22 protein-coding genes are annotated in these 22,714 nt (G+C 68.0%); 12 read left to right on the forward strand and 10 right to left on the reverse strand.

Features of this window, described 5'->3' with window-relative positions; translation table 11 throughout:
* Window positions 1-5 precede the first annotated feature (5 nt).
* The 3 genes from DIE03_RS13715 to DIE03_RS13725 all read left to right on the forward strand — a co-directional run bounded on the left by DIE03_RS13715 (window position 6) and on the right by DIE03_RS13725 (window position 3,067).
* Entirely contained in the window at window positions 6-875 is an 870-nt protein-coding gene (locus DIE03_RS13715) for a thiol-disulfide oxidoreductase DCC family protein (protein WP_124451053.1), read from the forward strand.
* Window positions 872-2,371, forward strand: a complete 1,500-nt coding sequence (locus DIE03_RS13720; protein ID WP_124451055.1) for a TIGR01777 family oxidoreductase — start codon at window positions 872-874, stop codon at window positions 2,369-2,371. Before DIE03_RS13715 ends, DIE03_RS13720 begins: the two co-directional genes overlap by 4 nt.
* A gap of 72 nt (window positions 2,372-2,443) precedes the next feature.
* On the forward strand, window positions 2,444-3,067 hold the full coding sequence (locus DIE03_RS13725; RefSeq protein WP_124451057.1) for a glutathione S-transferase family protein: 624 nt from the start codon (window positions 2,444-2,446) through the stop codon (window positions 3,065-3,067).
* A gap of 67 nt (window positions 3,068-3,134) precedes the next feature.
* Here DIE03_RS13725 and DIE03_RS13730 read toward each other — a convergent pair whose 3' ends face one another.
* Window positions 3,135-4,535 (reverse strand): serine hydrolase, encoded by a 1,401-nt coding sequence (locus tag DIE03_RS13730; protein WP_124451059.1) that lies wholly within the window; start codon window positions 4,533-4,535, stop codon window positions 3,135-3,137.
* A 223-nt stretch (window positions 4,536-4,758) separates the two neighbouring features.
* Here DIE03_RS13730 and DIE03_RS13735 point away from each other — a divergent pair, with 223 nt between their 5' ends.
* The 5 genes from DIE03_RS13735 (at window position 4,759) to DIE03_RS13750 (ending at window position 8,864) form a co-directional block, all read left to right on the forward strand.
* The gene (locus tag DIE03_RS13735; RefSeq protein WP_124451061.1) at window positions 4,759-5,178 is read left to right on the forward strand and encodes an HIT family protein; all 420 of its coding nucleotides are present in this window, start codon (window positions 4,759-4,761) and stop codon (window positions 5,176-5,178) included.
* 253 nt (window positions 5,179-5,431) lie between these two features.
* Complete coding sequence (locus DIE03_RS38250; protein ID WP_011353821.1) at window positions 5,432-5,596, forward strand: hypothetical protein; 165 nt, start codon at window positions 5,432-5,434, stop codon at window positions 5,594-5,596.
* A 158-nt stretch (window positions 5,597-5,754) separates the two neighbouring features.
* Window positions 5,755-6,414 carry an isoprenylcysteine carboxylmethyltransferase family protein gene (locus tag DIE03_RS13740; RefSeq protein ID WP_124451063.1) on the forward strand — a complete coding sequence of 220 codons (660 nt, stop codon included), beginning with the start codon at window positions 5,755-5,757 and terminating at the stop codon, window positions 6,412-6,414.
* 377 nt (window positions 6,415-6,791) lie between these two features.
* Window positions 6,792-7,238, forward strand: coding sequence for a hypothetical protein (locus DIE03_RS13745; RefSeq protein WP_124451065.1), 447 nt, complete (start codon window positions 6,792-6,794; stop codon window positions 7,236-7,238).
* 789 nt (window positions 7,239-8,027) lie between these two features.
* Window positions 8,028-8,864, forward strand: coding sequence for a bifunctional allantoicase/(S)-ureidoglycine aminohydrolase (locus tag DIE03_RS13750; RefSeq protein WP_124451067.1), 837 nt, complete (start codon window positions 8,028-8,030; stop codon window positions 8,862-8,864).
* Window positions 8,865-9,055: 191 nt separating this feature from the next.
* Here DIE03_RS13750 and DIE03_RS13755 read toward each other — a convergent pair whose 3' ends face one another.
* Entirely contained in the window at window positions 9,056-9,976 is a 921-nt protein-coding gene (locus DIE03_RS13755) for a proline dehydrogenase family protein (RefSeq protein ID WP_124451069.1), read from the reverse strand.
* Between the two features lie 525 nt (window positions 9,977-10,501).
* Here DIE03_RS13755 and DIE03_RS13760 point away from each other — a divergent pair.
* Window positions 10,502-10,930 carry an ester cyclase gene (locus tag DIE03_RS13760; protein WP_124451071.1) on the forward strand — a complete coding sequence of 143 codons (429 nt, stop codon included), beginning with the start codon at window positions 10,502-10,504 and terminating at the stop codon, window positions 10,928-10,930.
* Entirely contained in the window at window positions 10,927-11,382 is a 456-nt protein-coding gene (locus tag DIE03_RS13765) for a MarR family winged helix-turn-helix transcriptional regulator (protein WP_124451073.1), read from the forward strand. The genes DIE03_RS13760 and DIE03_RS13765 overlap by 4 nt, the downstream gene beginning before the upstream one ends.
* A gap of 159 nt (window positions 11,383-11,541) precedes the next feature.
* Here the strand turns inward: DIE03_RS13765 and DIE03_RS13770 are convergent, their stop codons facing one another.
* Window positions 11,542-12,336 (reverse strand): aminoglycoside phosphotransferase family protein, encoded by a 795-nt coding sequence (locus DIE03_RS13770; RefSeq protein WP_124451075.1) that lies wholly within the window; start codon window positions 12,334-12,336, stop codon window positions 11,542-11,544.
* A gap of 243 nt (window positions 12,337-12,579) precedes the next feature.
* Here DIE03_RS13770 and DIE03_RS13775 point away from each other — a divergent pair, with 243 nt between their 5' ends.
* Together DIE03_RS13775 and DIE03_RS13780 are read left to right on the forward strand one after the other, a co-directional pair.
* Window positions 12,580-14,700 (forward strand): penicillin-binding protein 1A, encoded by a 2,121-nt coding sequence (locus DIE03_RS13775; RefSeq protein ID WP_124451077.1) that lies wholly within the window; start codon window positions 12,580-12,582, stop codon window positions 14,698-14,700.
* Window positions 14,701-14,708: 8 nt separating this feature from the next.
* Entirely contained in the window at window positions 14,709-15,320 is a 612-nt protein-coding gene (locus DIE03_RS13780) for a trimeric intracellular cation channel family protein (protein WP_124451079.1), read from the forward strand.
* Window positions 15,321-15,342: 22 nt separating this feature from the next.
* On the opposite strand, the gene DIE03_RS13785 is transcribed toward DIE03_RS13780, so the two are convergent.
* The 7 genes from DIE03_RS13785 to DIE03_RS13815 form a co-directional block, all read right to left on the reverse strand.
* A complete protein-coding gene (locus tag DIE03_RS13785) occupies window positions 15,343-15,726 on the reverse strand; it encodes a VOC family protein (RefSeq protein ID WP_185658151.1) in 384 nt (127 codons plus the stop codon).
* Between the two features lie 87 nt (window positions 15,727-15,813).
* The gene (locus tag DIE03_RS13790; RefSeq protein ID WP_124451081.1) at window positions 15,814-16,635 is read right to left on the reverse strand and encodes a heme ABC transporter ATP-binding protein; all 822 of its coding nucleotides are present in this window, start codon (window positions 16,633-16,635) and stop codon (window positions 15,814-15,816) included.
* Between the two features lie 19 nt (window positions 16,636-16,654).
* Window positions 16,655-17,743 (reverse strand): iron ABC transporter permease, encoded by a 1,089-nt coding sequence (locus tag DIE03_RS13795; RefSeq protein WP_124451083.1) that lies wholly within the window; start codon window positions 17,741-17,743, stop codon window positions 16,655-16,657.
* Between the two features lie 15 nt (window positions 17,744-17,758).
* Window positions 17,759-18,676, reverse strand: a complete 918-nt coding sequence (locus DIE03_RS13800) for a hemin ABC transporter substrate-binding protein (protein WP_124451085.1) — start codon at window positions 18,674-18,676, stop codon at window positions 17,759-17,761.
* Window positions 18,673-19,764, reverse strand: coding sequence for a hemin-degrading factor (locus tag DIE03_RS13805; protein ID WP_124451101.1), 1,092 nt, complete (start codon window positions 19,762-19,764; stop codon window positions 18,673-18,675). The genes DIE03_RS13800 and DIE03_RS13805 overlap by 4 nt, the downstream gene beginning before the upstream one ends.
* A 49-nt stretch (window positions 19,765-19,813) precedes the next feature.
* Entirely contained in the window at window positions 19,814-22,081 is a 2,268-nt protein-coding gene (locus DIE03_RS13810; RefSeq protein ID WP_124451103.1) for a TonB-dependent hemoglobin/transferrin/lactoferrin family receptor, read from the reverse strand.
* A gap of 236 nt (window positions 22,082-22,317) precedes the next feature.
* Window positions 22,318-22,545: a hypothetical protein gene (locus tag DIE03_RS13815; protein WP_124451104.1), complete on the reverse strand. Its 228-nt coding sequence runs from the start codon at window positions 22,543-22,545 to the stop codon at window positions 22,318-22,320.
* Window positions 22,546-22,714: the final 169 nt, after the last annotated feature.

Here is a 22,714-nt window from a genome sequence, read left to right on the forward strand (position 1 = left end):
GAAGCATGGGCGCAAGTGAATTGGTTCTTTACTTCGACGGACGCTGTCCGTTATGCGTCGCGGAAATACGGCGTCTCGGGGCCCGCGACGCGCGGCACCGGCTGGCGTTCGTCGATATCGCCGAGCCGGGTTTCGACCCGGCGCCGCTGGGCGTCGACCTGCCCGCGCTGAATCGCGAGCTGCACGCGCGCCTGCCCGACGGACGCATGCTGACCGGCGTCGACAGCATCATGGCCGCCCATGCGCTGGCCGGGCGCCGCTGGCTCGTCTGGCTGCTGCGCGTGCCGGCGATGCGCGCCGCGCTCGCGCCGCTGTATCGCCGCTTCGCACGTAACCGGTACGCGGTTTCGCGCTGGCTCGGATATCGCGCCGAGGTGTGTCATGACGACGCGGCGTGCGGTATCGGCGAGGCCGCCGAAAGCAGGGAAGCAGACCGCCCGGCGCGCGACACGCTGCGACGCATCGTCGTGAACTGGATGATGGCGGCAGCGATCGTGCACCTGCTGGTCGGCGCAGTCGTGCCGTGGGTGGCTGGCGCGCCGTGGCTCGATGCCTATCACCGCGGCATCGAGCTGTATTTCCGGGCGGGAACGATGCCCGATGCGGCGCATGCGCAGCAGATCTGGTGGATGTCGCTGATCGGCGCGACGGTGCAGTGCGCGTCGGTCTGGATGATCGCGCTGGTCCACCTCGGCAACCGGTTGCGGAAACGGGAAGTGTGGGGCTGGCTGCTGGCCGGCCTGTTGATCTGGGCGCCGCAGGACATGCTGTTGTCGTGGCAGGCGCATGTGTGGGGCCATGTGGCGATCGACGTCGTCGCGCTTGTCGCGATGGTGCCGCCGCTGGTCTGGCTGTGGAGGAGGGATACCGAATGAACACCTTGCCTGCTTTCGACTGGGCGCTCAACCTGCTGATCGTGCAGGGCGCGATGGGCGCATTCGATACGCTTTATCACCACGAACTCACGCAGGACCTGCCGCACAGCCCGCGCGCACGGCTCGAACTGGCGATTCACGCGGTGCGTTCCGTGCTCTACGGCCTCGTGTTCGCATCGATCGCGAACGTCGCGTTTCACGGCGCGTGGGTTGCGGCCCTCGCTGCGGTCGTGCTCGTCGAAGTGGCGCTGACGTTGTGGGACTTCGTCGTCGAAGACCAGAGCCGCAAGCTGCCGGCGACCGAGCGCGTGTTGCATACGCTGCTGGCCGTCAACGGCGGCGCGTTGTTCGGGATGATCGCGATGCAGCTTGCGGCCTGGGCGCACGAGCCGACCGCGCTGCAGCCGCTCGACCTCGGCTGGCGCGGCTGGCTGCTCAGCCTGTTCGCCGTCGGCGTGACCGTGTCGGGCATCCGCGACGGGATCGCCGCGTGCCGCATCGCGCACCGCGCGCCGGCCGCCAATCCGTTCGCGGGGCAGCCGGCCGGCAACGTGCTCGTGACCGGCGGGACCGGCTTCATCGGCGAAACGCTCGTGAACCAGTTGCTCGCTGCCGGGCACACGGTCACGCTGCTGGCGCGCGATCCGCTGCGTGCGGCCTACCTGTTCCACGGCCGCGTGCGCAGCGTGACGTCCGCCGACCAGTTGCAGCCGCACGAGCGCTTCGACACGGTCATCAATCTCGCTGGGGCGCCGGTGCTGGGCGCGCGCTGGAGCAAGCGCCGGCAGGCGGTGCTGCTCGCGAGCCGCGTCGGCGTCACGCAGGCGCTGATGCGCTGGGTCGACACCGCCGAGGTCAAGCCGCGCACGTGGATCCAGGCGTCGGCGATCGGCTATTACGGCGTGCGGCCGGGTGACGAACGGCTCGACGAGGGCAGCCGCGCCGGCACCGGCTTCATGGCCGAACTGTGCCGGCAGTGGGAGCAGTCCGCGCAGCCGCTCGAACGTCACGGCGTGCGCTCGGTGGTGCTGCGGCTGGGTATCGTGTTCGGCCCCGGCGGCGCGCTGCGCCCGATGCTGCTGCCGCATTACTTCGGGATGGGCGGACGATTCGGCGACGGCGCGCAGGTGATGAGCTGGATTCACCGGGACGACGTGCTGCGGATCGTCGCACGTGCGATGTCGAACGCAGGCATGCACGGTGTCTACAACGCGGTCGCACCGGTGGCAGTGACCCAGCGCGAGTTCGTGCAGGTCGTGACGAAGGTGCTGCGCCGCCCCGCGTGGCTGCACGTTCCGGCCGCGCCGCTGCGCACCGCGATGGGCGAGATGGCCGAGTTGCTGCTCGACGGGCAGCGCGTGATGCCGGCGCGGCTGCATCGGGACGGATTCATGTTCCGGTTCCCGACGGCCGAGCACGCGCTGCGTGACCTGACGAATCGGCCGCACACCGATTTCGCGCCCGCGGCCTGCCGTTTGCCGCGAGGTCGTGTATAAATTCGGCATGAACGCGTTCGAGGCGTGCCGTGCGCCCCTAACGCTCCGCATCCGACCTCACAAGGAGACTGCATGCTGCACATCCTCGGCAAGATCCCGTCCATCAACGTCCGCAAGGTGCTGTGGCTGTGCACCGAACTGAACCTCCCGTTCGAACAGGAAGACTGGGGTGCGGGCTTCCGCACGACCAACGATCCGGCCTATCTCGCACTGAATCCGAACGCGCTCGTGCCCGTCATCAAGGACGACGACTTCGTGCTCTGGGAGTCGAACACGATCATTCGCTATCTCGCGAACCGCTACGGCGGCGATGCGCTGTATCCGGCCGAGCCGCAGGCGCGTGCGCGGGTCGACCAGTGGATCGACTGGCAGGGGGCGGACCTGAACCGCTCGTGGGTCGGCGCGTTCCTCGGCCTCGTGCGCAAATCGCCCGATCATCAGGATCCGGCCGGCATCGCGCAGTCGATCGCAGGCTGGACGAAGCACATGCACGTGCTGAACACCCAGCTCGAAAAGACCGGCGCGTACGTGGCCGGCGATACGTTCACGCTTGCGGACATTCCGATCGGCCTGTCGGTGAACCGCTGGTTCGGCACGCCGTTCGAGCATCCGGATCTGCCGGCGGTGTCGCGCTACATCGAGCGTCTCGCGACGCGTGAAGGTTTCAAGCAATACGCAGGCAGCGCGAATCCGTAATGCGCGGGCGGTAGCGCGTGAAGCGGCAGTGTTGCCATTGCCGCCGCTTCACGCGTGAATCATCGCTTCACGCGCCAGGCGCCGGCACCGCAGCGAGCACGCGCGCGAGAAACGCCTCGTGATTCCACGCGGATTCCGGCCGCGACAACCCGAGCCGCACGACCACCAGCTGACGGCTCGGCACCACGCTCACGAACTGGCCTTCATGGCCGACCGCATGAAACGCGTCGGCCGGCATCGCGCTCGCCTGCGGATCGCGATCGTTGAACGGCTCCGGCACCTTGACCCACAGCTGCGCGCCGAACTCCTGGCGCGACGACTGCGGCGTCGCGCGTGTCAGGTAGCGCACCCAGCCTTCCGGCAGTAGCCGCTGCCCGTTCCACACGCCGTCCTGCAGCAGCAGTTGCCCGAAACGCGCCCAGTCGCGCGCGCTCGCATACAGGTACGACGGAGCGACGAGCGTGCCGGATGCATCGGGCTCGAACACCGCGCTGCGCATCGCGAGCGGCGCGAACAGCGCGCGGCGCGGATACGCAAGGTAGTCGTCCTCGCTGCCGCCCAGCGCTTCGCGCATCACGCGCGCGACGATCGCGCTCGTGCCGCTCGAGTAGTACCACTGCGTGCCGGGCGTCGCGGCGAGCGGCTTCGCCGATGCGAACCGTGCCATGTCGGGCTGCGTGAACAGCATCACGGCGACGTCGGACAGCGGGTCGTCGTAGTCCTCGTTGAACTGCAGGCCGCTCGTCATCCGCAGCAACTCGTCGAGCGTGATGGCCGCGCGCGGGTCGCCGCTGCCGCGCCACTCGGGCAACAGCGCCGCCGCATCGGGCGACAGCTTGTGCTGCGCGACGAGCGTGCCGACCAGTGCGGCCGTCACGGTCTTCGTCATCGACCAGCCGGGCAATGGCGTGCCGGCCGTGAAGCCGGGCGCGTAGCGTTCGGCGATCACCTGGCCGCGCCACATCACGACGATCGCGCGCGTGCGGCGAGGCCGTGCCGGATCGGGTTCGTCGAACGCGCGGTCGAGCGCGGCCTGCAGCTTGTGCGCGTCGATGCCGGCGGGAGGCGTGGCAGGTGCAGGCTGGTCGGACGGCGGATCGGGAAGCGGCGGCAATGCGGCCGGCAACGTGGTCGGCGTCGCGTCGGGCACGAGCGTGCAGCCGAGCCCCGGCCGGAAGTCGGCTTCGCGCTCGGCGAAACCGGCGAAGGTCGCCGTCGCGCGATGGTGGTCGCGATCGATCGAAGGGCGTACCAGCTTCAGCAGCGGATGGACGCCGGCCATGATGTCGACGTCGATCACGGACGCGGCCGGCCGGCCCGACACGAACACGCCCGAACACAGCGCCTTCGCCGCGTAGCCGGTCGCGATCGGCGCGAGCCGGGACAGCATATAGCCGGTGTAGCCGACCGCGGCGGCGAGCACGAGCGCGACGCCGCGCAGCATCAGCTTCTTGAGGGGGATCGTCATGCGCGAGCGTCCTCGGTGGCGTGCCGGCCGGCAACGATCCGGCAGTGTCGCAGGTTCGGGCGATGCGTGGCAATCGCGGCCGCGTGACGATCGGTTCGCGATGCTTCGCGCCGGACGGCTCGACCCGTCGCGCCGCGCGAGTTGAAATCGAGACGCTCGCCGGCCGATAATCGTCCGGCATCGCCCACCCGGCCCCACTGTCCAACCGATATCGGAAAACACCATGTCCTACGACGACAACAACCCGTTCGCCAAAATCCTGCGTGGCGAACTGCCTTGCGTGAAGGTCGCGGAAGACGACGCGACACTCGCGATCATGGATCTGATGCCGCAGGCCGACGGTCACGTGCTCGTGATCCCGAAGGAGCCGGCCGCGCAGATCTTCGAGCTGTCCGGCGACGCGGCCGCGGCCGGCATCCGCATGACGCAGCGCGTCGCGGCGGCGGTGCGTGCGGCGCTCGAGCCGGACGGCGTGTTCATCGGCCAGTTCAACGGCGCGGCGGCCGGCCAGACGGTCCCGCACGTGCATTTCCACGTGATCCCGCGCTGGGAAGGCGCCGAATTGCGGATGCACGCCCGCGAGATCGCCGACGCGGCGACGCTCGAAACGCTCGCGCAGCGCATTCGTGCGCGTTTCGTGTAACGGGTCGATGGCACGAGGCACGGCGAAGGCCCGCCGGCCGGACGCCGCGCCGCCACCGGTTGTTTCGGCGGTCATGCGAGGTAACACGTGTAACCGCCGGCGAAACTCGTCCGGCCAGGCCCGGCGCTAGACTCCGCGCATTGCATCATCGAGCGACAGGAAGGGCGGATCGCCTCTTCGTGCCGGTCGCCGCCCTTCGCGGCGGCGCGGTTTTCGCGAGGTGCCATTCGTCTTTTGCGCCGGGAATCGAGCCATGACCAGACTTCTCATCACGCTTGCCCTGATCGGCGGCCTGTCCGGCTGCTACGTCGCGCCGCCGTACGGCTACGCGCCCGCGCCGGCCTACTACGGCTATGCGCCCGCGTACTACGCGCCGCCCGTCAGCGTCGGGATCGGCGGCAACTTCCGCATCCGCTGATCCGTTGCAGCGCGCGCGAGCCTCGGCCGCAGCGGCCCGGTTCGCCGCCTTGCGCCGGATGATTCGCGCAGGTTCATGCGCCGCGTGACGGCCGCGCACGACACTTCGTGTGCGCACTTCCTATACTTCACAGGAAAGTGCATCGCTACGAGGCCGTCATGACCGTCACCCGCAAGGCCGTCGTCCTGTCGAGCCTGTCCACGCTCGTCTATCTCGGGCTTGCCGTCCTCGGCAGCGGCGGGTTCGCCGCGTTCTTCTCGCATCCCCAACTGACCGTCGTCACGATCGCGACGCTCGCGATGGCCGTCGCCGCGCTGTTCTCCGAAGGCAACCTGAGCAGCGGCGAGCGCGAGAACCGCGACAACCGCTGGGTGCTCGCCGCATTCGCGGCGAGCGGCTTCCTGCTCGCATACCTGCCCGCGCTGACCGACCGGCTCGACGCCTGGACCTTCGGCGGTGAGGCGGTGCGCTGGATCGGCGTCGTGCTGTTCATCGCGGGCGGTGTGCTGCGCATGTGGCCCGTGTTCGTGCTCGGCAAGCGCTTCAGCGGGCTCGTCGCGATCCAGCCGGGCCATACGCTCGTGACGGGCGGCATCTACAGCCGCATCCGCAATCCGAGCTATCTCGGCCTGGTCGTCAATTCGCTCGGCTGGGCGCTGGTGTTCCGCTCGGGCGTCGGCGTGCTGCTGGTCGTGCTGACGCTGGTGCCGCTCGTCGCGCGGATCCGCTCGGAGGAGGCGCTGCTGCGTTCGCAATTCGGCGCCGAATACGACGCCTATTGCGCGCGGACCTGGCGGTTGCTGCCCGGCGTGTACTGACCCCGTCATCTCTTCCCGACCGCTGCGCGTGCGCCTGCGCACGCCGCGTACCCGATGTGTTGCCACGTGTGTCGCAAACGCGCGACGCCGCGCATGGCCGGCGTGTTGCGCCGCAGGGCCGGAACGTCTCGAAAGCCAATGCCGGCGCGGGTTTCGGGCGAATCCGGCGGGCCCGTTCGACGTCCGTTATCCGTAAACAACTTGTTACCAGAATGTCCACGGCAAGGAAGCGGGACCGGTGCTATTCTTCGCCGCAAGCTCATTGAAATGAATTGGTCCGCGGTTCGGCACAAAGCCCGACCGGATGTCGATCGATTCAGATCGGCGTACCGAGCGGACCTTCAATAACCAGATCGTGAACAAGGAAGAATACGGGAATGTGGAAGAAAATCGCCCCCACTCTCGTCGTCGCCGTGCTGACCGGCGCGACGTCGCTGCCGGCACTGGCCGGTGACCTGAACAACGCACTTGGCGGCGCGCTCGGCGGGGTAGCCGGCGCAGCGGTCGGTGGTGCAGTCGGCGGCAGCACCGGCTCGGTGATCGGCGGCGCCATCGGCGGCGGTGCCGGCGGCGCGGTGACGTCGAATCGTCGCGAGCGTACCGGTGCGATCATCGGCGGCGCACTCGGCGGCGGCGCGGGTACCGCGGCAGGCAACGCGATGGGCGGCCGCACGGGCGGCCTGCTGGGCGCGGCCGTCGGCGGCGGCGCAGGCGCGGCACTCGGCGGCAACATGTCGCGCAACTCGTACGAGCGTGATTACGGCGGCGACCGCGGCTATCGTCACCACAAGCATCGTCATCACCGCGACCGCGACTGGGACTGATCGCCGCGGGCGCGGCACGGTGCGCGATACGCGCACCGGCGCGCCGACGGCGTCGGCATCCGACGCGAGATTCGGCCCGGCGGCCTGCCGGGCCGTCATCGCCGGCCTGACCGGCGACCCCTTCCGGCTTCATCAGCCGCTGCCATGCGCCCGATCGACGGGCCGGCAATCACCTCCCGCCGTGTTTCCCCCTCCATCGACGACCTGACCTGCCGCGCATGATCGCGCCTGGGCAGAATCGGCATGCGTCATCACGGATCGTGCTTCCGTCCGTACCAGCCTGACGACCCCGACACGGCGAGCGATCCGCTGGCGCAAGCACGTCGCCACCGCGCCGATCCGCATGACCGGATGTGCCGCGACCCTGACGCATTCGTCAGGATTTCCCTGATAGCCAGCGTGCCGCGCAATGCCGCTTCACCGCGCATCGCGCATGTCGGTGGGTAGTGGGAAATCGAATGCATGTCATCGCAACATTTAATTGGTCGATCGCGATCGACTTCGCTATCGTCGGCGGTGCTCGCGTATCGAGTCGAACCGTGCCGCCGTCCGCGCCTCGCCGCATGATCGCGAGCGCCGCGGCCCGGCCACCGGCCCGACAACCCGGGCCGCCGCGTCCGATGAACCGGACGGACCCGACGCGAAGCCTGGCCGACCGAACGAAGGCGCATGCGCTTTCAAGCCACCCCGGCAACGATGTCCCGCCGCCGCATGCGTGCCCCACGCGCGTGCGAACCGCCCGATGCCGTTTGCGCCAGGGGCCGGACCAACCCATTGCCTGGATGCAATATGTCTAAGACAACGTATTACGCGCCGCATGGCGGCCACCCGCCGCAGACGGATCTGCTGACCGATCGCGCGATGTTCACCGAGGCGTACGCGGTGATCCCGAAGGGGGTGATGCGCGACATCGTCACGAGCTGGCTGCCGTTCTGGACGAACACGCGCCTGTGGGTGATCGCTCGCCCGCTGTCGGGTTTCGCCGAAACCTTCTCGCAGTACATCGTCGAAGTGAATCCGGGCGGCGGCAGCGACAAGCCCGAGCAGGACAAGAACGCCGAAGCCGTGCTGTTCGTCGTCGAAGGCGAAGCCGAGCTGACGCTGCAGGGCAAGAAGCACACGCTGAAGCCGGGCGGCTACGCGTTCATTCCGCCGGGCGCGGACTGGACGCTGCACAACGTCAGCGACGCCGCGGTGCGCTTCCACTGGGTGCGCAAGCACTACCAGGCCGTCGACGGCATTCCGCTGCCGGAAGCGTTCGTGACCAACGAGCAGGACGTCGAGCCGATCCCGATGCCGGGCACCAACGGCGCATGGGTGACGACGCGCTTCGTCGACATGAGCGACATGCGCCACGACATGCACGTGAACATCGTGACGTTCGAGCCGGGCGGCGTGATTCCGTTCGCGGAAACGCACGTGATGGAGCACGGCCTGTACGTGCTGGAAGGCAAGGCCGTCTATCGCCTGAACCAGGACTGGGTCGAGGTTGAAGCGGGCGATTTCATGTGGCTGCGCGCGTTCTGCCCGCAGGCCTGCTATTCGGGCGGGCCTGGGCGCTTCCGTTATCTGCTGTACAAGGATGTGAACCGTCACATGAATCTGTTGCTCAATCCGGCGCGTTAAGCGTCGGGCAAGTCGCATACGAAAAACCCGCCGGTGCATGCCGGCGGGTTTTTTTGAAGGTTCTTCGTGGGGGCCCTGGATGACCGGTCGAATTCGTCACCCGGAGCGGTCAGTCGGCCCTCTCGGTAGTTGCCGTTCGAACCGAGACCACCGATCCGGTCGGTCCCGATCCACCGTGCGTGCTGTGACGGCTAGCGAGTCCGATCGCGACGTATCATTGCCGACAGGATATATCTGGCAATTCGTGGATTCTCCCTGATTCGCCGGGTGCTGTAGCCATACCAGTCATGACCATATGGCACATAGACGCGCACGTTGAATCCTTGCGACAGCAAAGCGTCACGTAGCGGTTCGCACACCCCCAGCAACATCTGGAACTCATATCGTGACCTATCCACCTGCTCGCGTTGCAGCCAGTCGGTTAGCGAATCGATCAATTGGGGATCGTGGGTTGCAATGCCCACGAATGATCCCGCCTGAATCGCGCTCGAAACGTGCCGAACAAAGTGCGCGTTGATCGCTGTCCGATCTCTCGATGCACCGGCGACGAGATGTTCATTTGCCTCTGCATAAATTCCCTTGCAAATGCGCATGCGGCTCTTGCGAGCCTTTAGCGGAACGATGTCATCGTTCGTACGCGTCAAATACGCTTGCAGCGCGATTCCGATTGGATATGCGTCGGCTTCGAGCTTCAAGAACGCGTCGAGTGTTTTCTGGGTGCAACTGATGTCCTCCATATCGATGCATGCGCTGATTCCGTGCGTCGCCGCCGTTCGTAGAATCAACGCGACGCGCGCCATGCATGCGTCTTCGTCGAGATGCAACCCCAGCGCGGTCAGTTTTATCGACAGCTCGGCGGGCTCGTTTTGCACGCCCAGCCCTTGAACGAGATCGAGATAATCGCGAGTCATCGACTCTGCCTGAGCTGACGTCGACTCGGTCTCGCCCAACACGTCGACGGTCGTTCGGAAGCCTGCCGCATGGAGCGCGTGGACGCGCGCGCGGGCATCGGAAAGCGTTTCGCCAGCGATATAGCGGCGCGAAATCTTGCGGATCAGCGAACGGGGGACGAACGGGATGGCGTGAGCCGCCATCGTATTGAAAATACGCATGTTGTGGTCTCGTGAAAATGCAATCGCACGAATCTGGACGCGATAAGTCGATTCGAGCGATATCCCCGGACTGTTATTGAAAACAGGTCCGGGACGAATGCCGAGGCGGATGCAATCACTGCATCGACACCGGCTTTCAGTGCGTTTTCGAGGGAGGCCAGGCAGCTGCGTACATTGCTTGAGCGGGATTTGTTGCAGTTCGCTACGGATTGGTCAACGCCTGTTTTCGTTTGTCAGTCAGGCACCGCGAATCGTAGCACGAGCAAATGAACGGCAGTCATGGACCGATGCGCTGCGATTATCGACAATCGACGCGCTCGTGCCGGAGCCGGATGCCGCCCGACGCGGTCGGCTGTAGCCGGCCCTTCATTCGCACGCGGATGACTGCTTTCCGGCGTGTTACCGTCCGCCCATCCATCACCCACCCCATATTGCAGAGGAAGCCGTCAACTTGAAATATACAGCTATGCTGTATATTATCCGGCGATGCGTCTACTCCGTGACGCGTAAACGCCCGGACAAGGTATGGACACCAACGATCTGAAAACCATCGTCACGCGGTTCAATCGCGAGGTTATCCAAGACGGCAATCGTGAGTCTTTCGAAGCACTTATGGCGCCGGATTTCGTCAATTGGTCAGCGCCCACTGAAGCACAACGCGGTGCCGAAACGATGTGGAGGACCTTTGCCACAGTGTTACGTCCCGCAATCGGGGGGCTGCAAGTGCACATTCACGAGCAACTCTGCGATGGCGACAAAGTGATCACGCGAAAGACGATCTCGGGCAAACACGTCGGATCTCTGCTTGGCATCGAAGCAACCGGCAAGGATGTTGCCATCGACGTGATCGACATCGTTCACATCCGCGATGGGCGCTACTTCGAGCACTGGGGTGTCAATACGCTCGCCGCGGTTGTGGCCCAACTCCGGCAAGCGGGAAGTCTCGCGACATGAGTCAGTCAAAGCGGGCGACAACACAACCTTCCGACGCCACGGAAGCTGCGCTTCTTGCTGAATCCCTCCGCGAGGTGGTGAGCCGTTTCGTCAAGAGTGCCCGGGAACAAAGTGGCACGGGCTCTAACGCCCAGAACGAAACCCTCGCAGCTTTGGAGCGCGCGGGGCCGGTAAGCATTGCGACGCTGGCCGAACGCAGGAATGTGACGCATCAGACGATGCGGCTGATCGTGATGAAACTGGTCGAGCAAAATCTTTTGACCTTGAAACAGGACCCCGACGATCGTCGCGCCTACCTCGTGCACATGTCCGACGCCGGGCAGCACCAGATGGCACGAGAGAGGGCCGCGCGCGTGCACTGGCTGACCGAGCGGCTGCTCGTCAAGACGAGCCCGGAAGAGCGCCGGCTCCTGAAGGCGGCGGCTCAGGTGCTCGAAAGGCTGATCGATTAAAGATACTACTCTTGTGAAGGGTGCGATCGATGCGATAGCAGTCGGCTGAACGACCTGGCCAGCTAACGTCGAATGGCGACTTCCGGCCGAAAGGCGCCGATCCTCCCCGCATTCCCCGGCAACGCGTGATAAATCTGTTTTCAACGGCGCAGCGTATCGCTACAGCCCGAGTGCACCCGCTGCAAGCATTGCAACCTGCAGCCGCGTATCGGGCGGCAGCCCGTCCTCCATCAGCCATACCGCCGACAAGCCCGACCACGCGAGAATCCACTGCAATAGCCGGTGCCGGTCCAACTGCGCGGCGTCGGCCACGACCGTAACGCGCTGCTCGAAACGCACGGGATCGACCGCGATGTCATGCGCGGGATTGCAGAACAGGTTCGCGTAATCGAACGTGCGCTCGCCGCGCAGCGCTTTCGGGTCGATCGCGCGCCAGCCGCGATCGCCGAAATGAAGGATGTTTCCGTGATGGATGTCGCCGTGCAGGACGACTTCGTCGACGGGCGACTCGGCCAGCAACTGACGAGCGATCGCCGCCGAGCGGCGCAGCGCGTCGTGGTCGGCATCGTTCGACAGCAGCGCGTAAAACCAGTCATGCAGCGGCACGACCGGAGGCACCTGCGGCGCACGATGCACGTGCAGCCGCGCGACGACGTCGCAGGCGATGCGCATCGTGTCGTCGTCGTGGCCCGATGCGGACAACGCGGCCAGCGACGGCGCCGGCTGCGCGCGTTCGAGCAGGATCGCGTCGCCGTCGTGCTGCCACACCTGCGCGGCGCCTTGCCCGTTCCACCAGCTCATCAGCGCATTGCCGCGCCGCTCTTCGTCGCATGTGGCGACCTTCAGCATCGCGGGCCGCGCGTGCCAGACGACCGGCAACAGGCCGCCGCTCGCGGTCAGGATCGGGCCGCCGTCGGGGACGAGGCCCCACAGGGTGAGGTATCGATCGAACATCCGACGATGGTACAAGCGAACCGGCTCGCGTGCCCGGCGCGCTCGGCTGCCGCGTCATGCCGCAGATCCGCATACACGGTGCGTGCGGGCCCCGAAGCGCTTTCCTAAATAAAATTTAGCCAGCCAAACTTTGGCTAAAGAATCTTCCGGTTTCGGGCCATCCCTTCGACAATGCGCGCCTTCCGTGACCGGTCGGCGCCCCTCTTGCGCCGGCTGTCGCGGGCACTGAAGAAGGAGCCCGACATGACCGACCACACCGCCAACCCTCCACCGCCACCTGCGCCGCCGCCACGCCGCCGCCGCGTGTGGCGCACGCTCGCGGGCGCGCTGCTGGGCCTGACGCTCGCGTGCGCGGGCATCGGTGCATGGACGATCGATCGCATCTGGACGCAGCTGCCGTCCGTCGAGCATCTGGCCGTCTATCGTCCCGCGCTGCCGCTGCGGATCTTCTCGCGCGACGGCGACCTGCTCGCCGAATACGGCGTCGAGCGGCGCGAGTTCGTGCCGCTCGAGCGCATCCCGCCGCTGATGCGTCACGCGCTGCTCGCGGCCGAGGACGCGAAGTTCTACGAGCACGGCGCGGTCGATGTCGGCGGCCTCGCGCGCGCGACGTTCGCGAACGTCGTCACGGGGCAGCCGGGGCAGGGCGGCAGCACGATCACGATGCAGGTCGCGCGCAACTTCTACCTGACGCGCGACAAGGTGCTGAGCCGCAAGCTCGCCGAGATCCTGATGGCGGCGAAGCTCGAACGCGAATACAGCAAGGACAAGCTGCTCGAGCTGTACATGAACGAGATCTACCTGGGCGAGCGCGCGTACGGCTTCGCGGCCGCCGCGAACGTGTATTTCGGCAAGCCGCTCGATGCGCTGAGCGCGGGCGAAGCGGCCGTGCTCGCGGGGCTGCCGAAGGCGCCGTCCGCGTTCAACCCGGTCGTCAATCCGGCGCGTGCGACCGCGCGGCGCAACTATGTGCTCGGCCGCATGCACGCGCTCGGCCAGCTCGACGACGCGACGTATCGCGCGGCCGTCGACGCACCGATCGCGCTGGCGACCACGCCGCCGCCCGGGATCGTCGCGGCGCCATATGTCGCCGAGCGTGCGCGCCGGATGATGGTCGAGCGGTTTCATGACGACGCGTACACGCTCGGCCTCGACGTGACGACGACGATCTCGATGCGCGACCAGCGCGCGGCCGAAGCGGCGCTCGAGCGCACGCTGAACCGGCAGCCGCGCGCGCAGCGCGATGCGCGCAACGGGCTCGAAGGCGCGCTCGTGTCGCTCGATGCGGCTACCGGCGACATGCTCGCGCTGGTCGGCGGCGCGGATTTCAACCGCAACGTGTTCGACCATGCGCTGCAGGCGTATCGCCAGCCGGGCTCGAGCTTCAAGCCGTTCGTCTATTCGGCGGCGCTGGAGAAGGGCTACTTCCCCGGCGTGCTGGTCGATGACACGCAGCGCACGCTCACGCGCGCGGAAACCGGCGCGCAGCCATGGCGGCCGCGCAATTTCGGCAACCGCTACGAAGGCTTCATCCCGGTGCGGCGCGGGCTCGTGCGCTCGAAAAACCTGGTTGCGGTCAGCCTGATGCAGGCCACCGACGCGCGCTACGTGCAGCAGCACGCGGTGCATTTCGGCTTCGACGCGCAGCGCAATCCGGCGTCGCTGCCGCTTGCGCTCGGCGCGGGCGCGGTGACGCCGCTCGAACTCGCGAGCGCGTACAGCGTGTTCGCGAACGGCGGCACGCGGATGGAGCCGCGCCTGATCCTGTCGGTGAAGCAGCGTCACGGCGGCGCGATGTACGAAGCGACCGCGCCGTCGGGCGGGCGCGTCGTGTCGGCGCGCAACGCGTTCGTGATGGACAGCATGCTGCGCGACGTCGTGCGCGCCGGCACCGCGCGCGGCGCGCTCGCGCTGCGCCGCGACGATGCGGCCGGCAAGACGGGCACGTCGAACGGCTCGAAGGACGTGTGGTTCGCCGGTTACTCGTCGGGCATCGTCGCGGTCGCGTGGCTCGGCTACGACACGCCGCGCCCGATGGGGCGCGCGACCGGCGCGACGCTGGCGCTGCCGGTCTGGCTCGACTACATGAAGACGGCCGTCGACGGGCGCACGCCGGTCGATGCGACGCCGCCGCAGGATGTCGCGCTCGTCGACGGCGACTTCGTCTACGCCGAATACACGCACGGCGCCTGTACGGCCGACGTGCCGTCCTACATTCGCAGCCGCTTCGCATGCGGCGGTGCGCTGGCAGCTGATGCGCCGGATGCGCAGCGCGACGGCGGCAGGCACGACGAGCCGATGCCTGCGGCCGTCGATGCGGCCGAGCGCGAACGCGTGCTCGACCTGTTCCGGACCGACGACTGACGCGCACCATGCATACGCTTTATCTGATTGCGATCGTCGCGGAAGCGATGTCGGGGGCGCTGATGGGCATGCGCCGCGGGATGGACCGCTTCGGGCTCGCGCTCGTCGGCGCGGTGACGGCGCTCGGCGGCGGTACCGTGCGCGACGTGCTGCTCGGTCACTATCCGCTCGGCTGGATCGCGCACCCGGAATACCTGGTGATCACGCTGGCCGCGGCGACCGTCGCGTCGTGGGCGGCACGGCACGTCGCTCGGATGAAGGCGCTGTTCGTCACCGTCGATGCGATCGGCCTCGCGGCGTTCACGATCATCGGCTGCGACGTCGGCGCGTCGACCGGCACCGCACCGATCATCGTCGTGCTGGCTGGTGCGATCACGGGCGTCTGCGGCGGGATGCTGCGCGACCTGCTGTGCAACGAGATGCCGCTGATCCTGCGCGAAGAGCTCTATGCGAGCGTCGCGTTCGTCACGGGCGGGCTGTATGTCGGGATGCAGCATCTTGGTATCGACGCGGGTTTTGCGACGATCGTCGCGCTGGCGGCCGGGTTCTCGATGCGGATGCTCGCCGTGCGGCTCGGGTGGAAGATGCGGACGTTCGGCGCGGCGGATCTGGAGCACTGAGTGCTTGTGGCCGCGCCTGCATTCAATCGCGCTGCATCACCTGAAAGACGTTTCCCTCCGGATCGAGGCCATCGAACATCCGGTACGGGAAGCCGTCGTAGCGCTTGAGATCGCGCACGGTCACGCCGTCGCGGGCGAGCCGGTCGCGATGCGCGGCGATATCGGTGCCGATGCCGAAGACGAGTTTCACGTTGCTGGTGTCCGTATGCGTACGGGCGAGCGTGCCCGCATGGCGGAAAGCGGGGCCGGCCAGATGCAGCGCAAGTTCGATCGCGCCTGCGTCGAGCACGACCCATTCGCCATCGATCTCCTCGATGACCGATAGCTCGAAATGCCGCTGGTAGAACGCCTTCAGCAGCGCGACGTCATGGACGTACAGGATGATGCGGGTCATCGGAAGCGTCACGTCGGTCTCCTCGACGGGAATGTACGGTCGATCTTGATCGAAAGGTGCGGACAACGGCAATGCATCGAGCGATGCGGCGCCCCCGCGCTACGCGGGCACCATCACCGGCGGCGCACCGTCGCCGGTGTCCACCATCTTCACCGCGAACCCGTAGCACTGCGCGATATGCGCGGGCGTCATCACGTCGCGCGGTGCGCCGTGCGCGACGATCGTGCCGTCGGCGAGCATCGCGATCGTATCCGCGTGCCGCGCGGCGAGGTTCGGATCGTGGACGATCGCCAGCACGCCGAGCTGCCATTCGCGCGCGACAGCGCGCACGGTGTCGAGCAGGCGATGCTGGTGCGCGAGGTCGAGCGCGGCGGTCGGCTCGTCGAGCAGCAGGTAGCGCGGGCCGCCTTCCGTCGCGTCGTCGTCCGGCCACAGCTGCGCGAGCACGCGGGCGAACTGCACGCGCGCGAGTTCGCCGCCGGACAGCGTCGTGACGTCGCGGCCGACGAGCGCATCGGCGTCCGCGCGTTCGAGGGCACGCCATGCAATGTCGCGATCGCGGTGCGACGTCGCGCCGCTGCGCCGCGCATGCGGATAGCGGCCGAGTAGCACGATTTCGTCGACGCTGAACGGGAAGGCCGGCTGCGCGGCCTGCGGCAGCACCGCGCGCAGGCATGCGAGCCGCAGCGCGTCGATGCGCGCGAGCGGTTCGCCGTTCAGCGTGACGTCGCCCGTCACGCGCACGCCGTTCGGCGCGACGCTGCCGGTCAGTTCGCCGGCGAAGGTCTTCAGCAGCGTGCTCTTGCCCGCGCCGTTGCGGCCGAGCAGCGCGGTCACGCGGCCGGGTTCGATGGACAGCGACAGGTTGCGCAGGATCGTGTCGTGCCGGCGGGCGACGTCGAGGTGGTGAGCGGTCAGCATGGTCGTCGTGAAGAAAGGATTACCCGCCGAGCGCACCGCGGCTTTTCCACAGCAGCGCGAGGAAGAACGGCGCGCCGAGCAGCGCGGTCAGCACGCCGAGCGGAATTTCGGCCGGTGCGGCGACGGTGCGCGCGGCGAGATCGGCGGCGAGCGTGAGCAACGCGCCGAGCAGCGCGGCACCGGGCAGCACGATGCGCTGGTCGGGGCCGCATGCGAGGCGTACGCAATGCGGCGCGACGAGCCCGATGAAGCCGATGATGCCCGCGCACGACACCAGTGCACCGACCGCAAGCGCGACCGCGACGAGCACGCGCCGCTTCAGCCGCTGCACGGGCACGCCGAGGTGCAACGCCTCGGTTTCGCCGAGCTGCAGCGCGTTCAGCGCATCGCGTTCGCGCGCGAGCAGCATGCAGCCGACCGCGACGCACGGCGCGACGGCCGCCAGCGCGGACCATTGCGCGCCGCCGAGGCTGCCGAGGCTCCAGAAGGTCAGCGAGCGCAGCTGCGCGTCGTCGGCGACGAACGTGAGCAGCCCGATGGCCGCGCCGACCAGCGCATTGATCGCAATGCCGGCGAGCAGCAGCAGCGGCAGCGCGAGCCGGCCGCGCGACGCGGCGAGCCGGTAGACGAGCGCGGCGACCGCGAGCGCGCCCGCGAACGCGGCGACGGGCAGCAAGGCCGCGCTCGCGTGCGTGGCAAAGAGCGCGGGGCCGAGCACGATCATCGTCGTCGCGCCGAGTGCGGCGCCGCTCGACACGCCGACGAGGCCCGGATCGGCGAGCGGATTGCGGAACAGCGCCTGCATCGCGGCGCCGGTTGCGCCGAAGCCGCCGCCGACCAGCAGCGCGAGCGCGACGCGCGGCGCGCGGATGTCGAACAGCACCGCGCGCGCCTGCTGCGCGGCGGCATCGCCGGTCAGCGCGGCCCACGCTTCCGCGAGCGGAATGCGGTACGCGCCGACGCACAGCGCGACGACCGACATCGCGCACACGAGCGCTGCGAGCGCGGCCAGTGCAAACGGGGCAACGCGGCGCGACGTGCCGACGCGCGCGGCGCCGGAGCGCGAGGCGGGCGACGGCGTGGAGAAGGGCGAAGCGTGAGCGGGCATCGTGGCGATCCGGAATCAGGCGAGCGCATCCGACAGGCGTCGGTGCAGGGTCGTGACGGCGAGCGGCAGGCGCGGACCGAAGCCGAGCAGGAACAGCGCATCGAGCGACACCACGCGTTGCGCGCGGCCGGCCGGCGTCGCGCCGAAGCCGGGCGTTGCCAGCAGCGCGGCGCGACCGCCGACGGCCGCGAGCCCTTCGTCGGAGATCAGCACGACGTCGGGCGCGGCGGCCGCGAGCGCCTCGGTCGTCAGCGGCTTGTAGTGATCGAAGCCCTGCATCGCGTTGCGCGCGCCCGCGTAGTGGATCATCGCGTCGGCGGCCGTGCGCTGGCCGGCGACGAGTGCCTGGTTGCCGGTATGGTTCAGCACGAACAGCACGCGCGGCGACTGCGCGCCGCCGGGCGCGCGCGCGGCGACCGCGTCGCGCGCGGCCTGCCAGTCGCGATCGAAGCGTTGCAGCAACGCGGTGCCTGCGTCGCGCACGTCGAGTGCCTGAGCGATGCCGGTAATCTTTGCGCGCGCCGATTCGACGTCGTGGCGCTCGTCGAACGTCGTGACCGTGACGCCGGCGCCTTTCACCTGCGCGATCGCGGTCGGCGGGCCGGCTTCAGCCGACGCAAGTACGAGATCGGGCCGCAGCGACAGCAGCCCTTCGGCCGACAGCGCGCGCTGGTAGCCGACTTTCGGCAAACGCTTCGCGGCGTCGGGATACGTGCAGGTCGTGTCTGCGCCGACGAGCCGGTAGCGCGGCGTCTCGGCACCGCCGAGCGCGAACGCGGTTTCCGCGAGCGCGCCGCCGATCACGACCACGCGTTTCTGCGCGGCCGAAGCAACCTGCGCGAGCACGCTGCCGGGCAGCGCGCCCGCGAGCGCACCGGCCGCCGCGCCGGCGAGTACTGCGCGGCGGCGCGGATCGAACGGCCGCGCGCTCACCGCGCGTCCCCGTGCGCGGCCACCGGCAGCGTCGCGACGAGCGCACGCCAGTCGTCGCGTTCGACCTTGCCGGGCTTGCGCTCGCCGAACAGCAGCGCCACGTGGTCGCCCTGCCGGTCGAACAGTTCGAGCGACGTGACGATGCCGTCGCTCGTCGGCTTCTTCACGACCCAGGCGGCGGCGATCAGGTCCTCGCGCACATGCAGGTTGAAGTCGGGGTCGAGCACGTTGATCCACGCGCCAACCTCGCGCACGTTCGCGACGGGGCCCGTATGGATCTGGATCATCCCCGCGTTGCCGACGAACACCATGATCGGCTGGCCGCTTCGTGCGGCCTGCTGGAGCACGTGGCGCAGCGCATGCGCGGTCTCGACCGGATACGCGTAGCGCGGATCGGCAAGGCGCAGCGCCTGCATGCGGCTCACGCCGAAGCGCTGCGTGATGCCGAAGAACTGGTGCGTGTCGGTCATCGCGTCCCACGCGGCGCGGAAGCCCGCGACGTCGATCTCGGTATCGGCGCGCTCGGGCGTTTTCGGTGCGGCGGGCGCGACGTCGAGGCCCGGCTCCTGCGACGGTGCGCGCCAGCGTTCGACGAACGCGTCGTACGCCGCATGGTCGCTGTGCGCGCGCAGGTACACCTTGTGGATTGCATGGCCTTGCGCGTCGAAGAACTGCAGGCTCTGCAGCGGGCCGTGCGCGGTTTCGTCGCGCACCGCGAACGCCGACACCCAGTGGCGATAGAAGATGCGCAGGTCGATGTCGCCGAGCGCGAGGCCGACGGGGCCGTCATGGCTCATCTGCGCATATTCGCCGTCCTTCTCGTGGACGGCCGTGTCGTTGCGCGTGAGCGCCATCACGCGGCCGAGGCGCGGCATTTCCTCGAACATCGCCGGAAAGCGCGCGTCGAGCCGCACGACGTGCTCGCCGACGAACGCGGCGAGCGCCTCGCCTTCGCTGACGCCGAGCGCCTGCGCAACGTCGCGGTTGCGCAGCTGGCGCTCGGTCTTGAGCTTGATGAACGCGTCACGCAGCGCGGCGGCCGCGCGGGCCGGCGTGGCTGGTTGACCGGGAAGGGCGGATTGCATCATGTCGGACTCCTTCGTGTAACGGTTGAGGTGGTTGCGCGGGCGGCGCGCATCAGAAATCCACTTTCATGCTGACGGCGACCGTGCGGCCGGGCGACGAATACGCATCGAGCACCTGCGAATCGGCCGCGATGCCGCGCACGTCCGACCAGTTCCAGTACTTGCGGTCGAACAGGTTGCGGATGCCGATCGTCGCGCTCACGTGCTTGTTGAAGCGATAGCCGCCGCGCAGGTCGACGACGAACGACGACGGCGGCGTGAAGCACGCCTTGTTCGAGCAGTCGGACTTGTCGACGTCCTTGTCGCGTTTCGCGGCCTGGAACAGCAGGTCGCCCTGCACGAACCAGCGTTCGCCGGGCTCATAGCGCACGCCGAATACGGCCGAGAACGGGTTGACGGTGTTGAGCGGCTGACTGGCCGCGCCGTCGTTCTGCGTCGAGCCCTTCGTGAACGCCATCGCCGTCTTCAGCGTGATGCCGTTCGGCATCGCCCATTCGGCGCGGCCTTCGAGGCCGTGGATGCGCGCGTCGGCGAAGTTCACGTACTGGAACACGAACGGGTCGGCCGGCCGGCCGCTGCCCGCGATCGTCGTGCGCGAGATGAAGTTGCGGTAGCGGCCCGTGAACGCGGCCGCGCTGTAGCGCACGACGCCGTAGCCGGTGCCGGCCTTGCCGCGCAGGCCGGCCTCGAACGTGTCGCTCGTCTCGGGCTTCAGGTTCGGGTTGCCGATCGACGTGTAGCCGTACACGGGGTTCGAGAAACTGCTGTTCACCTGGTCGGGCGTCGGTGCGCGGAAGCCGTGCGCGTACTGCACGTACGGAATGACCGCCGGCGTGATCTCGTAGAGCACGGCGACGCGCGGCGACAGTTCGTTCGCGCTCGTCGACACGGCCTTGCCGGTGAACAGCGGATCGTTTTCGGTCGGGCTCAGCCGGTACGTGTCGAAGCGCAGGCCCGGCGTGACGAGCAGGCGGCCGTAGCCGATCTGGTCCTGCACGAACGCGCCGAACAGCGTGTAGTCGGTGTCCGGGAATGCCTTGTTCGGGAACGCCTCGCCGACGCCCGGCACCGTGCCGTCGCGCAGGTTCGTCACGCGCGACAGGCTGCCGTCGACGCCATACAGCAGCTTGTGTGCGAACGGGCCGGTCGCGAAGCCGCTCTCGGCGAACGCGGAGCCGCCGAACGTGCGTTCCTTGTACTGGTTGTCGCGCGAGCGCGAAGGCTGCCTGCCGCGCGTCTCGAACGCGTACTGGTCCTGCTTCGCGTCCTGGTAGTAGAACTGCACGTGCGCGGTCTGGAACCAGCGGAACGCGTCGTCGCGGAAGTCGTAGTCGACGCTGAAGCGGTTGCGCTCGAGGCGGTCGTGGGTCGTGAGGCCGAGCGTGGCCGGCGCATTGATCGCGGACAGCACGTCGGTGCTCACGCGCCGCTGCACCGTCTCGGCCGTGAACTTGAACGTGTCGCGCGTGGTGGGCGTCAGCACGAGCTTGCCGAGCAGCGATTCCGAATAGACGTCCTGCGGGTTCGACGTCGTGCGCAGCGTGCTCGCCGAGTTGTTGCTGCCGCGCGTGTCGACCTCGTGGCCGCGCCGGCCGTCGGCGATGATCATCCCCTGGATGCGATCGTTGCCGCCCGCAGCCGATACGGTCGCGCCGATGCTGCGGTCGGCCGAGTCGTAGCTCGGCCGGAACGAGAAGTAATAGGGCTTGTCGTAGACCGACAGCAGGTCGCGCGGATCCTTCGTGATGAAGTTCACCGCGCCGGTCAGGCCGTCGCTGCCGTACAGCGCCGACGCGGGCCCGCGCAGGATTTCGATGCGCTTGAGCGTGTCGAGATCGGCGTAGTCGCCGCGCCCCGCTTCGAGCGGGCCGAACGAGAACGCGCTCGGCAGGCGGATGCCGTCTTCCATCAGCAGCACGCGATTGCCTTCGAGGCCGCGGATGTTGATGCTCGAATCGCCGTCGCGGCCGCCGCCAAGCGCGGCGCTGCCGGGCCGGTACGCGGTGCGGCGCACCGTGATGCCCGGCTCGTAGCGCAGCGCGTCCTTGATGTTGGTGGCCTGCTGTTCCTCGAGATCCTCGTCGGTGATCACCGACACGGACGCCGCCGTGCGGCTCGCGGCGGTGGCCGTGCGGGTGGCCGTGACGGTGACGGGGTCGAGCAGCGCGGCATCGCCGCGTGCGGATGCGGCGACGAGGACGGTGGAAGGCAGGGTGGCGCCTTGCGGCGACGAATCGGCGTGAGCCGTGGCGGCGGACAGGCCGAACGCGCCGAACAGCGCGGCACAGATCGGCCGCCGCGCCAGCGTATAGCAATGCACAGGTGGTCTCCCATTGACGATAACAAGCCCGAAGGCTGGCTGGGTGACGCGTTCACCTGGCTGGCCCGTTTGCGCGCGGCAGGCGGCAAACGGCGAATTGAAAGGCAACTGATAACTTTACCAGTGTAAATGAGAATTATTATCAATACAAGAACGAAACACGACGCGTGTGAGTGAGCGCTCGCCTGCGGCCGGCGCGAGCCGCGGCGGGGTATTCCGGGGAAATCGCCGGCCGGTCAGGCCAGCGACTCGATACGGATCAGCAGGTTGCGCGCGTGGGAGATGAACGCATCGTGCGTCGCGCGATCGCTGTGGACGTCGAGGCCCGCCTGCTCGGCGAACACGATCTGTTCGGTGTAGAGGTCGACGAGCGCACGGCGTGTGTCAGGGGGAAGCGCGCGGATCATCGACACGATCAGCAGTTCCTGTGCGCGGAGCGTGCCGGACAGCGATTGAACGTTCATGCTGGCCTCCTCGGACGATGCGGCGGCGAGCCGCTCTTTCCATACTAGGCGGTCGGCGCATGCAACGCAGGCGCGAGGCAGGCGATCACGTGGAGGAATGCGATGCGACGGGAACGCCACGCGCGACGAAATGCGTCGCGCGCGGACGGCAATCGCGGATCGAAGCGTG

The organism is Burkholderia sp. Bp8992 (assembly GCF_003853705.1).
Lineage (GTDB): Bacteria > Pseudomonadota > Gammaproteobacteria > Burkholderiales > Burkholderiaceae > Burkholderia.

Excerpts from the sequence above, each read along its gene's own strand:
- DIE03_RS13815 (WP_124451104.1), bottom strand. The coding sequence starts at position 22,545 with ATGAACGTTCAATCGCTGTCCGGCACGCTCCGCGCACAGGAACTGCTG.
- DIE03_RS13725 (WP_124451057.1), top strand. The coding sequence starts at position 2,444 with ATGCTGCACATCCTCGGCAAGATCCCGTCCATCAACGTCCGCAAGGTG.
- DIE03_RS13750 (WP_124451067.1), top strand. The coding sequence starts at position 8,028 with ATGTCTAAGACAACGTATTACGCGCCGCATGGCGGCCACCCGCCGCAG.
- DIE03_RS13760 (WP_124451071.1), top strand. The coding sequence starts at position 10,502 with ATGGACACCAACGATCTGAAAACCATCGTCACGCGGTTCAATCGCGAG.
- DIE03_RS13720 (WP_124451055.1), top strand. The coding sequence starts at position 872 with ATGAACACCTTGCCTGCTTTCGACTGGGCGCTCAACCTGCTGATCGTG.
- DIE03_RS13740 (WP_124451063.1), top strand. The coding sequence starts at position 5,755 with ATGACCGTCACCCGCAAGGCCGTCGTCCTGTCGAGCCTGTCCACGCTC.
- DIE03_RS13770 (WP_124451075.1), bottom strand. The coding sequence starts at position 12,336 with ATGTTCGATCGATACCTCACCCTGTGGGGCCTCGTCCCCGACGGCGGC.
- DIE03_RS13745 (WP_124451065.1), top strand. The coding sequence starts at position 6,792 with ATGTGGAAGAAAATCGCCCCCACTCTCGTCGTCGCCGTGCTGACCGGC.
- DIE03_RS13775 (WP_124451077.1), top strand. The coding sequence starts at position 12,580 with ATGACCGACCACACCGCCAACCCTCCACCGCCACCTGCGCCGCCGCCA.
- DIE03_RS13790 (WP_124451081.1), bottom strand. The coding sequence starts at position 16,635 with ATGCTGACCGCTCACCACCTCGACGTCGCCCGCCGGCACGACACGATC.
- DIE03_RS13730 (WP_124451059.1), bottom strand. The coding sequence starts at position 4,535 with ATGACGATCCCCCTCAAGAAGCTGATGCTGCGCGGCGTCGCGCTCGTG.
- DIE03_RS13735 (WP_124451061.1), top strand. The coding sequence starts at position 4,759 with ATGTCCTACGACGACAACAACCCGTTCGCCAAAATCCTGCGTGGCGAA.
- DIE03_RS13780 (WP_124451079.1), top strand. The coding sequence starts at position 14,709 with ATGCATACGCTTTATCTGATTGCGATCGTCGCGGAAGCGATGTCGGGG.
- DIE03_RS13765 (WP_124451073.1), top strand. The coding sequence starts at position 10,927 with ATGAGTCAGTCAAAGCGGGCGACAACACAACCTTCCGACGCCACGGAA.
- DIE03_RS13805 (WP_124451101.1), bottom strand. The coding sequence starts at position 19,764 with ATGATGCAATCCGCCCTTCCCGGTCAACCAGCCACGCCGGCCCGCGCG.
- DIE03_RS13715 (WP_124451053.1), top strand. The coding sequence starts at position 6 with ATGGGCGCAAGTGAATTGGTTCTTTACTTCGACGGACGCTGTCCGTTA.
- DIE03_RS38250 (WP_011353821.1), top strand. The coding sequence starts at position 5,432 with ATGACCAGACTTCTCATCACGCTTGCCCTGATCGGCGGCCTGTCCGGC.
- DIE03_RS13795 (WP_124451083.1), bottom strand. The coding sequence starts at position 17,743 with ATGCCCGCTCACGCTTCGCCCTTCTCCACGCCGTCGCCCGCCTCGCGC.
- DIE03_RS13755 (WP_124451069.1), bottom strand. The coding sequence starts at position 9,976 with ATGCGTATTTTCAATACGATGGCGGCTCACGCCATCCCGTTCGTCCCC.